The sequence below is a fragment of the Ruegeria sp. CDSA241 genome (assembly GCF_059611265.1).
The window spans coordinates 102515-114580 of sequence record NZ_JBXWPF010000002.1 but is presented as its reverse complement, the minus strand read 5'-3'; the positions used below and the strand labels follow the sequence as shown (position 1 = coordinate 114580).

Sequence of the window (12066 nt, the reverse complement as noted above, 5' to 3'; positions counted from 1 at the left end):
CACTAAGTTCCCTTTTTGTTCTGGTATGAGCATAGGCATTTTCCAGAGGCCAAATCAAGAACGGAAAGTCAGCCGCGATACCAGTTCAGAATATAAACGCGTATTGCCGAAGCCAATCCGACCTCAGGGTCACGGTTAAAATCAATTTCCGCAGCTAAGGCATTGATTGCCATATCCTTATCAGCTGCAATGGCACGAAAGGCTTTCCAAAACTCGTCCTCAAGAGATACCGAGGTTCGATGGCCCTTAAGCGTCAATGAGCGTTTGATGGGACGTCCGCTCATTTGTCGATCTCATGTCCGTCCAGATCGCGCCGCGACTTATCCAGATGCTTTTTGCTGGCGTCTTTCTCGGCTTTGTTGCGCCCGAATGACACGGCGTTTTGGTCCGCGCGGGCCTTTTTCTCGGCCCGCGCCTTGTCTTTTCTGTACCGGTTCAGATTGACCGGCTTTGCCATCAGTCCTTGGGTCCAATCATTTGTTCGGGGCGCACAACCGCGTCAAAGGTTTCGGCGTCGACAAAGCCAAGCGCGATGGCCTCTTCCTTAAGGGTGGTGCCGTTTTTATGCGCGGTCTTGGCAACAGTCGTTGCGTTGTCGTACCCAATGGTTGGCGCCAGCGCGGTGACCAGCATCAGCGATTCCTTCATCAGTTTTTCGATGCGTGGTTCGTTGGCCTGAATGCCTAGCAACATCCGCTCGGTAAAGCTGTCTGTGGCATCACCAAGCAACTGGATCGACTGCAAAAGATTGTAGGACATCATAGGGTTATAGACGTTCAGTTCGAAATGCCCCTGGCTGCCGGCGAATTTTATGGCGGCATCGTTGCCCATGACGTGTGCTGCGACCTGTGTCAGTGCTTCGGCTTGTGTTGGGTTTACCTTGCCTGGCATGATGGACGATCCGGGCTCATTCTCAGGCAGGATCAATTCGCCCAGACCGGAACGCGGTCCAGATCCCAAAAGTCTGATATCATTTGCAATTTTATAACAGCTGCCAGCAATGGTCGCCAAAGCACCCGATAGGAAAACCATCGCATCATGGGCGGCGAGCGCCTCGAACTTATTCGGAGCGGTAACAAAGGGCAGGCCGGTGATATCTGCCATATTCGCAGCGACCGCTTCGCTCCACCCGGATTGAGTGTTTAGGCCAGTACCAACAGCAGTTCCGCCCTGGGCAAGCTCGTAAATTCCAGGCATCGCGGCGTTGACCCGTGCGATACCCTGACGAATTTGATGGGCGTAGCCGCCAAATTCCTGACCCAGTGTCAGCGGCGTGGCATCCTGCGTATGGGTCCGGCCGATCTTGATGATGTCTTTGAATTCTTCGGCCTTCTGCTCCAGCCCCGAGGCCAGCTTTTCCAGACCCGGCAGCAGAACGTCCCGAACGCTCATACCTGTGGCGATATGCATGGCTGTCGGGAACGTGTCGTTCGAGGACTGGCCCATGTTGCAATGATCGTTTGGATGAACCGGGTCTTTTGTGCCGATTGTACCACCCAGGATTTCGATAGCCCGGTTCGCAATAACCTCGTTCGAGTTCATGTTCGACTGGGTGCCGGATCCTGTTTGCCAGACGACCAGCGGAAAGTTGTCATCGAACTTACCTTCAAAAACCTCACCCGCGGCCTGAATCACCGCATCCGCAATTCGCGCGTCCAGTTTCCCGGTCGACTTGTTCTGCATGGCGCAGGCTTTTTTGATCACACCTAAGGCCCGCACGATGGCCACAGGCTGTTTTTCCCATCCAATGGGGAAGTTCATAATCGAACGCTGGGTCTGCGCACCCCAGTATTTGTCTGCGGGAACCTCCAGCGGGCCAAAGCTGTCGGATTCGGTGCGGGTTTGAGACATCGGTCACTCCGTCATGTATACCATTGCATGCCAATTACAGTCAGCAGCGTCGCGGTGCAATCGGCCAGTTGCGCGCATCATAAACTTATGCCTGACAAAGGTATAGGCGCAGAGCTGCGTCATTTTTCTCGTCGCAATCGCCATCACCGCCATTGTACGCGCCGGTGGGTGAGCTACTATAGAGTCAGAGCACGCCGGAGGCCGCAATGCGTCTGAATCACCCGACCACTTGCCTGAAATTCATTATCTATTCCTTTGCCACCGTTCTGTGGGCCTCCTTGGTGGTAAATCCGCTTCATGCGGCAGATATTGAGCCCTTTGTTGGCAGCTACGTTGGGTCTGCCAATGTTGTCGATGCAAACGGGACCGAAACACCTCGTGATATGAGTGTGTCAATCCAGGAATTGAAGAACGGGTTCAATGTTAGTTGGAAGACGACAACTTACAAACTGAATGGCCGCGTCAAGGAACAGGCATTCTCGATTGATTTTCAGACCTCGGACAGATCGGACATCTTTTCCGCGGCCATGAAGCGCAATGTATTCGGCCATGAAGTTCCGCTTGACCCGATGCAGGGGGAACCGTTCGTCTGGGGCCGGATTGAGGGTCAAACTCTGACCGTGTTTTCGTTGTTCATTGCAGAAAATGGCGGCTATGAGCTGCAGCAATATGACAGAACGCTGGCAGAAGGCGGTCTGAACCTGTCATTTTCCCGTTTCCGCAACGGTACCAAATCACGTTCCGTAGAGACGTTCCTGACGAAAGAGTAAGCCCCGCAAACCGCGAGGCTTTCCAGCGCATATACTATTTTCTGAAGCTGTCCAGCGACACGACATCAGCGTCATGCTGTTGCGGTTCTTCTTCGACCTCGATTATCTCATCGTCCATCGGATCAAAGTCATCCTCTTCATCCGGGCTTTCAAAACGCAGGCCAAATTCCACAGAGGGGTCGACGAATGTTTTGATCGAGGCATAGGGGATGTACAAAGGTTCCGGCGCGTCGCCAAAGTTGAGCGTGATGGCAAATCCGCTTTCGCCGACCTCAAGATTTTCGAACCAATGCTGCATCACAACAGTCATCTCTTCCGGATAACGATCATGCAGCCAGTCGGCAATTTCCACGCCGTCACACCTGGTGTCAAACGTAATGAAAAAGTGGTGCGCACCCGGCAGGCCAGTTTCTGAAACGCTGGTCAGAACCGTCTTGATCAGCCCGCGCATGGCGGTGTGCATCAGGTTCCCATAGTCGATGTCTTGCGACATGTGTCATCCTCAAAAGTGGCTTCCCTAAGCATAAGGGATTCCTTTGGAAACGAAAGGCCGGTTACACGCTGACTGTTCAGAGAAAAAACAGGCCGGTGCCAGCAGCTAGCATAACCATTAGCGTAAGCGCCATGCCGAATTTAAGTTTAAAAATCAACGCTCCGGCGAAGACAGTCAGCACAGCGGCTTTCACATCCAATGAGGTCAATTCAGGCCAGGGCAGGCTGATTGGTCCAAAGGTTTTGTTTGGCAGTTCTGAAAACAGCACATTCAGTGCAAACCACACGGATAGGTTGAGAATCACCCCAACCACAGCAGAGGTAATACCTTGCAGGGCCGCCGATAACCGGGGCCGCGCAGCGATGTGGTCAAGATAGGGGGCTGTGAGGAATATCCACAGAAAGCAGGGAACGAATGTTGCCCAAAGTGCAACGATACCTGCGGCGATGGCCAGCATCGATCCGCCCGAGATCTGACCGGTCAGCATAGCGACAAATTGTGTTACCAAAATCAAAGGCCCCGGTGTCGTTTCCGCCAGACCAAGCGCGTCGATCATCTGATCTGTGGATATCCAGTTATACTGATCCACAACGGTCTGCGTCATGTAAGCTAGAACAGCGTAGGCCCCGCCAAATGTCACAACTGCGAGGCGGGCAAAGAACCAGCCAAGATCGCTGAGAAGTTTCTGACCAGAAAGACTTAACAGCCACAACGGGCCAAGCCACAGAACCAACCAGATTGACGCGTTCCGCAGCACATCGCTTAGGCGCGGGGTGGGGGTGTCAACCGGTCGGGCGGCGACGCCGTTGAAGCTCAGATACCCCCAAAGGGCTGCCGCCGCGATGATCGCGGGGAAGGGGAGGTCGAACAGAAAGATTGCCAGAAACGCGAGGCCCGAGATCGCACGATGTGAGACGTCCGACAGCGCTTTGCGGGACAGGTTTCGCAGGGCCTGTAGCACGATGATGATCACCGTAGCTTTGACGCCGAGAAACGCGGCCTGCACCAGAGGAAGCGCGCCATAGGCCGCGTATAGTGCCACCAATGCTGAGATAATGATCGCACCGGGCAGAACAAACAGGCTGCCTGCGATCATACCGCCCGAGACGCCGCGCAGACGCCAGCCGGAATAAGTTGCAAGCTGCATCGCCTCGGGGCCGGGCAGCAACATGCACAGCGACAGAGCCCGTAGATAGGTTTCTTCGTCCAGCCAGGGACGCCTTTCGACGAGTTCCTGATGCATCAATGATATCTGGGCTGCCGGGCCGCCGAAGGACAGCAATCCAATGCGGCCGAACACGCGGATGAGTTCAGGATATGTTGGTGTGCTCATTTCTCGACTGCCGGCCAATCATGTTTCTCATCAAACCCGTCGCGGGCCCAGAGATACAAGGCATCGTACAGATGCATCCCGGCCTCGATGGCCTGATGGTCGTCTTTATATAGGCGCGATAGCCCCACCGAGACCGCAAGAAGCCCGGCTGCTTCGGGCGCCAGATCATGCCTGTTCGTATCCGCGGCCCGGACAACTGTCGCAAGCCTGTTCATTGCGGGCGTAGCAAGCTGGAAATCTTTTACCAAAGCATCAAATGTGCAGTTATCCCCACGATGGCTCCAGCGGACGCCCTCAACATCGAACGGGGTGGCGTTAAAGACTTCGGATACCTTTGCCACTTCGGATGGGGCAACAAACAGAAAACGTGCGTTGGGGTCGATGAAACGCCGGATCAACCAGGGGCAAGCAATGCGATCAATCTTAGGCCGATGGCGCGTTACCCAGAGTGAAGGAGACGCTGGTATATCTGCAAATGGGATGCGCGGTGCATCGGGCGTCTCGCGCCAAGCATACATGCCGCCTTCCAGATACTCAGCGGCTACGCCTTCACTCCTCAGCCAGGAAACAACGGCCTGACTCAGCTTTTTGCCCTTTTGGCAAATGATGATGCAGGGGCGGTTAGCGATGAGCCCCTTCAGCCCATCCAGATCCTTCGCCGGATGACGAACCGAGCCCGGTATCAGATAAGGGTCCTGTTCAAAATCGGTGTCAGTGCAGATGTCCACTAGAACAGGCGCCTGGGACGTTCCGATCAGACGTAACAGTTGTTTCGATGTTATAGCATTAGGCGCAGGCATGGCATGTCTCCTGTGATCGACGGATACATGCGAAACTTGGGCTGTCGCCTCACGGGGCGTTCGCAATCTTACCCCATAGGCTTTGCTACCGCGACAAGCCAGTCGGGGTCAAGATTGCGAGCTCATTTCCTAGGCCCAGTCCAGCCGTTGACCAGTCATGCATACGGGCAGGGTGTCCTTGGGAAACTGACCAAGCTGTTCAAATAAGGAAATGAAGTCAAACTGGTTATACGCCTCGACAATACGACCTTCTTTAATGCGGCCAATCATACTGCCAGAGGCCTGCAGTGGTGCGCCGTTATCGGCGCGTGTTGTGCTGACCTGCAATATCGCCGATACCCAATCGCCATTTTCGATGATTTTGGGCAGCTCAACATGGATATCGCCCAGAATGTGGCGAAACGCCATGACCAGATCCCGAAAATCATCGGCCCCCACCTGCATTTCCGGAATCAGTCCTTCGGCTGTCGTTTCCGGCGCGAAATACCGATCAATCGCATCGGTATTTCCGTTTTCCCAAACCTCTGAATACCATTCTCTGAGTATATCTGCGTGTGACATCCCAGCTCTCCTTTTCCTCACGGGCCGAGCATGACGCGAATGAGTGAACAAACTCTGAACGTGAACACAGACAGGGTTAAACAGCAGACATTTAAGGGAAAATGCAGGTTTCTGTTGCCAGGTACCTGCGAACCCCGCCTTACGCTGCTAGGCGCAAGGGCTTAAGTTTCGGTCTTGCTACTGCTTACGCAGCAACTGCAACCGGAGCACGATTGTCATTTGCAATTGTACTGTTTGGGCCGGTACGGTGGCACCCCGCCGAGACAAAGCTAACCCCTTTAGACGTTCGTCGATCCTATTTCGGCCCCGCGATCCTCAAATGAAGGATATTGGTGGAGCCGCCGGGTACCGCCCCCGGGTCCGATCCGCTTATTACGAGCGCGTTTATGTCCATAGTCCCGAAGGACATCCCTTATATATGTGAGCCACAAGGGGAAAGCAAACCCCATACTTCAACTAAAAGACGGATTATATAATAACGCCTTAGCTTGGTCGGTTAATGTTCGCCAGGATCAGCCACAGCGCCAATATCAGCTCGATTCCCCCAAATGTCATCGCTTTGATCAAAGGGGGGTGATCCAGAATGACGGAAACAAACCGGCCCAAGGCTGCGCCGGCATAAACAACGCCCAACATCGCATAGGCCATGGGAGTGTTCAGCCAAATGACCGCAATTCCGGTGACAACAAAAAGTCCACCGACCGAAGCTCGCATTTCGCTTAGACCCATCTTGCTGTTCGTGGGTGCCAGATCCAGCGAGGCCGCGGTCCAGGCGGGCGCGAGAAACCCAAAGAGGCCGAAACCGATTGTCAGAACCGCCGCTGCAACATTCAAAATCGACGTCATTGTACCCTCATTCGGTTGGTTTGCGCCGCTGTTTGGCAACGTCCAGGGCAAGCTTACGGGTATAAGCTTCGAGATCCACCAGTGCTGAATCTACCGCAGCAGCGTCCCGCCGATCCAAAGCATCGGCAATCTGGTTGTGCAACACGATGATCTCTTCTCGGGACCGCGCCGTAAACGTGATCATGTTCATCAAAGGCTGCATCGCCTCGACGGCGCCGGCCAGTTGATAGGACAACACCGGATTGCCGGCCCCATCGACCAATGCCCGGTGAAAGGTCACATCCGAGGCGCAAAAGGCTTCGTCTGTCAGCCCGGGTTGAGCCTGCCGAAATATCTCGGCACGCATCGTCGCCAGATGATCCGCCGTCCTGCGTTCGGCTGACAAAGTTGCGCAGGCGCGTTCCAGCGAATACCGAGCCTCGCAAGCCGTTTCAAAACTGACCGCATTCATGGACAGCAGCAACGTAGATGTTGTGATCTGTTGGGAATACGCATCCTGATAGCTCAGCCGGTTGACAAATGCGCCGCCGGTCGCGCCACGTTGGGTGCGGATCAGGGATTGTGCCGCAAGGCGTTTAAGGGCCTCGCGCACGGTTGGTCGGGACACCTGAAACTGGTCGGACAGTTCCGCCTCAGAAGGCAGGCGTTCATCTACAATCAACCGACCCGATATGATCGCATCTCGGATTGATTGGGCGATCTGAACCGAAAGATCAGCAGGTTTCTTGGGGTCGATTTTCATTTTGAGCAGGGCCGCAGGCAAAATTTCATTTGTCTGACATTTAAAAGTCTGACATTTGAATTGCAAGGACTGAGTCGGGAGGGACAAGTGAGTCGCGCAGTTCTACGTAATGGGTTTTGGCTGGGATTCTACGCTCTGATCCTGTGGGCGTGGTGGATGATGTTTGTGATGAACCGCGCCATGGATCTGGACTGGATCGGTCGTCCCGGAGCGATGGGGCAGGCTATGCGTGCCATGGACCCCAGGATGGACATGTACATGCCCATGGCAGAGTTCGGCCCGCTGTTTTGGATGTGGGCCATCATGATGGCCGCAATGATGTTGCCGACCATTGTCCCAACTTTGCGCAGCTATGACGATCTGATCCGCAGCGCAAATGGGACGCGGTCCGGCTGGATTGGCGTCTTGGTGGGTTATTTCGTCGTCTGGGTCGGGTTTGCCGCGCTCATTACCGGGGTGCAACTGGTTCTGCTGTTTGGCGGCGTTGTCGACATGCTGGGCATTGCTAAATCCGGGCTTGTTGCGGGTGGGTTGATGATCGCCGTCGGCGCCTTTCAGTTCACCCGCGCCAAAGAGCTGTGCCATGGGGTCTGCCATGCGCCAATGACCTATTTTTTCGGCCATTGGAAAACCGGTTTTTCAGGAGGTTTTCGCATGGGGCTTGGCCTTGGTGCGTTCTGCGTTGGATGCTGCTGGGGCTTTATGGCGCTCGGCTTTGTGGGCGGCGTCATGAGTCTGCTGTGGATGGGTCTGGCGACATTTTTCATGGTTCTCGAAAAACTACCCCAGATCGGTCACGTGATTACACGACCGCTGGGATTTGCTCTTATCGCGGGCGGCTGTGCCTTGCTCGTGTACCCCTTTATCTATGGAGGATAAGCTATTGGCTAAGAACAAAAAACCAGAGGCGGATCGCCTGCCGATCAGCCAGCGTATCGACAGCCGCATGCCCAACCCCAAGCGGCGTGAGATGAGCCCGACGAATTGGGCGATCAAGGGAGAGCTGATCCTTAACTGCTCGTGCGATCTGTTCTGCCCCTGTGTCGTATCGCTGGGCGCGCATCCTCCGACCGAGGGTCATTGTCATGCCTGGATGGGGATTGTCATCGATGAGGGCCATTACGAGGGCGAAGATCTGTCGGGCCTCAATGTTGGCCTTCTGGTCGATATTCCGGGTCGCATGGGTGAGGGGCAGTGGAAAGTTGCCGCCTATGTCGACGAACGGGCCAGCGGTAAGGCCTATAACGGGTTGCTCCAGATATTCAGCGGTCAGGCCGGGGGCACGACCGGCTTGTTTACCATGCTGGTCAGCGAAATTATCGGGGCCGAACGTGCTCCGGTTCAAATCGAACGCGACGGGACCAAGCGCCGCATCATGATTGGTCGGAAAATCCAGGGCGAAATCGAGATGTTGGCGGGCAAGGACCCTGAGCATCCGGTGATGGTCTCAAACTCGAAATACTGGATGGGACCGGACATTATCGTGGCGCGCGGCACCAAATCCAAGGTCCGCGATTACGGTCGGGTCTGGGATTTCGGTGGAAAATCCGCCGAAATCTGCCCAATCGATTGGCAAGGGCCGAAATAACACGAAATCACAAAGGATTACGTGCAATACGTGATCCAAATTTTCAATCGCCAGACACGCCATCGCGGCCTGTTGCACCAGATTCTGACGGGACCGCAGGCTTCGAACTGTGATCTGGCATTATGCCCGAGGAGGCTTGAGTGGCCAATATTTCCTTCTCTCGCCGGTTGCGGCGCACACCTTTTTCTGAAGGGGTCGAAGCCGCAGGCGTAAAGGCATTCACGGTTTATAACCGGATGCTATTGCCAACTGTATTCGACAGCGTCGAGGCTGATTACCGGCACTTGAAAAAGCATGTGCAGGTCTGGGATGTCTCGTGTGAGCGACAGGTCGAACTCAGAGGTCCCGACGCGGCACGCCTTATGCAAATGCTGACGCCACGTGATTTGCGGGGCATGTTGCCCGGTCAATGCTATTACGTCCCTATCGTTGATGAGACCGGTGGCATGTTGAATGATCCGGTTGCGGTGAAACTGTCCGAGGACCGCTGGTGGATTTCCATCGCCGACAGCGATTTGTTGTTGTGGGTCAAGGGGATAGCGAACGGCTATCGATTGGATGTTCTGGTGGATGAGCCGGACGTCTCACCCCTGGCCATACAAGGTCCGATGGCGGATGAGCTGATGTCCCGCGTATTCGGCGAGCGCGTCAAAGATATCCGGTTCTTCAAATTCGACATGTTCGAATTTGCGGGCCGTGATCTGGCCATCGCAAGGTCAGGCTATTCCAAACAGGGCGGGTTCGAGATCTATGTCGAAGGCAGCGATATCGGAATGCCGCTGTGGAATGCGCTGTTTTCGGCAGGCGAGGATTTGAACGTACGCGCAGGTTGTCCCAACCTGATCGAACGCATTGAGGCTGGGTTGCTGTCCTACGGAAACGATATGACCGACGACAACACCCCGCATGAATGTGGTTTGGGCAAATTCTGTAACACGCATACCGCGATTGGGTGCATTGGCCGGGACGCGTTGTTGCGGGTCGCAAAAGAAGGGCCGATCCAGCAAATCCGTCCGATTGAAATCGCTGGGCCGGCGGTGGGGGCCTGCGTTGCTCCTTGGTCGGTTTACGCGCAGGGGAAACGGGTCGGTCAAATCACTTCTGCCGCTTGGTCTCCGGATTTCAACACCAATGTTTCCATTGGGATGCTCAAGCTCAGCCATTGGGACGAAGGCACGAAGATAGAGGTCGAAACGCCCGACGGTATGCGTGAGGCGACTGTAAGGGAAAAGTTCTGGATCTGATCGCAAGCGGCGTATCGGGTTCAGAAACAGGTTATTACACGGGGTCGGGGCTGTACTCTGACGTCCAAAACAGGAGGACATTTTGATGTTCAACGCACTGGTGATGGAAAAAGACGAGGAAAGCGGGCTGGCCAGCCCCTCGGTTCAGCAGCTTTCGGAAGGGGATCTGCCGCAGGGTGAGGTTACCGTGGCGGTTCAGTATTCAACGGTAAATTATAAGGATGGTCTTTGCCTGTCGCCCAAAGGCGGGGGGCTGGTACGCAGCTATCCGCATGTTCCTGGCATCGACTATGCGGGGACGGTCGAGTCGTCTTCGGATGAGCGATATAAACCGGGTGACAAAGTGGTCCTGACCGGTTGGCGTGTCGGTGAGGCGCATTGGGGTGGGTACTCACAAAAAGCCAATGCCCGTGCCGATTGGTTGGTTCCGCTGCCCGATGGGTTGGAGCCCCGCCAGGCGATGGCCGTCGGAACCGCTGGGTTCACCGCGATGCTGGCGGTTATGGCGCTTGAGGATCATGGGCTGAAACCGGGGCACGGTCCGGTCTTGGTCACGGGCGCGGCAGGTGGTGTCGGCTCGGTCGCGACGGCGATTCTTGCCAATTTGGGATACGAAGTGGCAGCCGTCACCGGACGGCCGGAAACCACCGATTACCTGAAGTCTTTGGGCGCCACGACCATTGTGCCACGCGAAGAGTTGAACGAGACAACTAAGCGCCCCCTGGAAAGCGAGGCATGGTCTGGCTGTGTGGACGCAGTTGGCGGCGCAATGCTGGCACGCGTTCTGGGGCAGATGAAATACGGTGCCTCGGTCTCGGCCGTGGGGTTGGCTGGCGGCGCGGGCCTTCCGGCAACTGTTATCCCGTTCCTTTTACGCGGTGTGAACCTCTTGGGGATCGACAGCGTTATGCAGCCTTATGAAAATCGGCTGCGGGCTTGGCAGCGGATAGCAACCGACCTTCCGATGGACAAGCTTGAGGCGATGATCCATCCCGCAAAGCTGAGCGATCTGCCCCAATTAGGGGCGGATATCTTGCAAGGTCAGGTTAAAGGTCGTGTTGTCGTAGACGTAAACGCCTGATCCGGAATGAATATGTCTGACCGACCGCATTGATTTGCGGTCGGTTAATTTTGTGGCTGCAGGTTCGGGAAAATCCGGCAAACACCTCTGGTCAATGGCGTAAATACGGACCATCATTGCTATACATCCCAAATTGAATGGCTTATGAGCCATGCAAACAGTACCTGAAGACGGGGAGTGAGCAGAATGTCTGACGATTTCGAACTGGACACAGACGACCTGAAGCGCCGCATGGACGGCGCAATGTCAAACCTCAGAACCGAATTTGCATCGCTGCGCACCGGGCGCGCCTCGGCCTCGATGCTCGAGCCGGTGATGGTCGATGCCTATGGTTCGATGACGCCGATCAACCAGGTGGGAACGGTCAATGTGCCCGAGCCGCGTATGGTAACGGTCAATGTCTGGGATAAAGGGCTGGTCGGCAAAGTGGAAAAAGCGATCCGTGAAAGTGGGCTGGGCATCAACCCTCAGCTCAACGGAACGATCATCATGCTACCGATCCCGGAACTGAACGAAGAACGCCGTCGCGAGTTGGGCAAAGTCGCCGGGCAATATGCCGAACACGCACGGGTCTCGATCCGGAATGTGCGCCGCGACGGGATGGATCAGATCAAGAAGGCCAAGGCCGACGGTATGTCCGAAGATGACCAGAAGTTTTGGGAAAGCGAAGTGCAGGATCTAACCGATCAGATGATCAAGGTAGTAGATGCCGCGCTTGAGACCAAGCAGGCAGAAATCATGCAGGTCTGAGACCGGG

General features: G+C 55.3%; 15 protein-coding genes and 1 other RNA gene. 6 read left to right on the top strand and 10 right to left on the bottom strand.

The features are described from left to right. Positions 1–68: 68 nt before the first annotated feature. The 3 genes from AC2FJV_RS02670 to fumC are packed head-to-tail and all read right to left on the bottom strand — an operon-like array spanning position 69 to position 1851. Positions 69–284: a ribbon-helix-helix domain-containing protein gene (locus tag AC2FJV_RS02670; protein ID WP_271947000.1), complete on the bottom strand. Its 216-nt coding sequence runs from the start codon at positions 282–284 to the stop codon at positions 69–71. Then, the gene (locus AC2FJV_RS02665) at positions 281–457 is read right to left on the bottom strand and encodes a DUF4169 family protein (protein ID WP_281972139.1); all 177 of its coding nucleotides are present in this window, start codon (positions 455–457) and stop codon (positions 281–283) included. Before AC2FJV_RS02665 ends, AC2FJV_RS02670 begins: the two co-directional genes overlap by 4 nt. Next, on the bottom strand, positions 457–1851 hold the full coding sequence (fumC, locus tag AC2FJV_RS02660; protein WP_142633942.1) for a class II fumarate hydratase: 1395 nt from the start codon (positions 1849–1851) through the stop codon (positions 457–459). Before fumC ends, AC2FJV_RS02665 begins: the two co-directional genes overlap by 1 nt. A 206-nt stretch (positions 1852–2057) precedes the next feature. Between fumC and AC2FJV_RS02655 the strand changes: the two genes are divergently transcribed. Then, positions 2058–2621 (top strand): hypothetical protein, encoded by a 564-nt coding sequence (locus tag AC2FJV_RS02655; RefSeq protein ID WP_271947005.1) that lies wholly within the window; start codon positions 2058–2060, stop codon positions 2619–2621. A 34-nt stretch (positions 2622–2655) separates the two neighbouring features. On the opposite strand, the gene AC2FJV_RS02650 is transcribed toward AC2FJV_RS02655, so the two are convergent. The 7 genes from AC2FJV_RS02650 to AC2FJV_RS02620 all read right to left on the bottom strand — a co-directional run bounded on the left by AC2FJV_RS02650 (position 2656) and on the right by AC2FJV_RS02620 (position 7396). Continuing rightward, entirely contained in the window at positions 2656–3114 is a 459-nt protein-coding gene (locus AC2FJV_RS02650) for an SspB family protein (protein ID WP_271947008.1), read from the bottom strand. Between the two features lie 76 nt (positions 3115–3190). Next, positions 3191–4447: a chromate efflux transporter gene (gene chrA / locus AC2FJV_RS02645; RefSeq protein ID WP_496693195.1), complete on the bottom strand. Its 1257-nt coding sequence runs from the start codon at positions 4445–4447 to the stop codon at positions 3191–3193. Continuing rightward, on the bottom strand, positions 4444–5247 hold the full coding sequence (locus AC2FJV_RS02640; RefSeq protein ID WP_496712519.1) for a chromate resistance protein ChrB domain-containing protein: 804 nt from the start codon (positions 5245–5247) through the stop codon (positions 4444–4446). Before AC2FJV_RS02640 ends, chrA begins: the two co-directional genes overlap by 4 nt. Before the next feature lie 129 nt (positions 5248–5376). Further along, entirely contained in the window at positions 5377–5808 is a 432-nt protein-coding gene (locus AC2FJV_RS02635; protein WP_142633933.1) for an ester cyclase, read from the bottom strand. A gap of 100 nt (positions 5809–5908) precedes the next feature. Then, positions 5909–6254, bottom strand: a transfer-messenger RNA (tmRNA) gene (ssrA, locus tag AC2FJV_RS02630). Between the two features lie 37 nt (positions 6255–6291). After that, positions 6292–6654: a DUF4345 family protein gene (locus AC2FJV_RS02625; RefSeq protein WP_496712515.1), complete on the bottom strand. Its 363-nt coding sequence runs from the start codon at positions 6652–6654 to the stop codon at positions 6292–6294. Between the two features lie 7 nt (positions 6655–6661). Beyond that, on the bottom strand, positions 6662–7396 hold the full coding sequence (locus AC2FJV_RS02620) for a FadR/GntR family transcriptional regulator (protein WP_142633929.1): 735 nt from the start codon (positions 7394–7396) through the stop codon (positions 6662–6664). 87 nt (positions 7397–7483) lie between these two features. Here AC2FJV_RS02620 and AC2FJV_RS02615 point away from each other — a divergent pair, with 87 nt between their 5' ends. The 5 genes from AC2FJV_RS02615 to frr all read left to right on the top strand — a co-directional run bounded on the left by AC2FJV_RS02615 (position 7484) and on the right by frr (position 12059). Beyond that, positions 7484–8275, top strand: coding sequence for a DUF2182 domain-containing protein (locus AC2FJV_RS02615; protein WP_282027420.1), 792 nt, complete (start codon positions 7484–7486; stop codon positions 8273–8275). 4 nt (positions 8276–8279) lie between these two features. After that, positions 8280–8984: a DUF1326 domain-containing protein gene (locus AC2FJV_RS02610; RefSeq protein ID WP_281994647.1), complete on the top strand. Its 705-nt coding sequence runs from the start codon at positions 8280–8282 to the stop codon at positions 8982–8984. Between the two features lie 140 nt (positions 8985–9124). Beyond that, on the top strand, positions 9125–10228 hold the full coding sequence (locus AC2FJV_RS02605; protein ID WP_496693194.1) for a dimethylsulfoniopropionate demethylase: 1104 nt from the start codon (positions 9125–9127) through the stop codon (positions 10226–10228). A gap of 85 nt (positions 10229–10313) precedes the next feature. Next, positions 10314–11309 carry an acryloyl-CoA reductase gene (gene acuI / locus AC2FJV_RS02600; protein ID WP_496688008.1) on the top strand — a complete coding sequence of 332 codons (996 nt, stop codon included), beginning with the start codon at positions 10314–10316 and terminating at the stop codon, positions 11307–11309. A 186-nt stretch (positions 11310–11495) separates the two neighbouring features. Then, on the top strand, positions 11496–12059 hold the full coding sequence (gene frr / locus AC2FJV_RS02595) for a ribosome recycling factor (protein ID WP_142633921.1): 564 nt from the start codon (positions 11496–11498) through the stop codon (positions 12057–12059). Positions 12060–12066 lie beyond the last annotated feature (7 nt).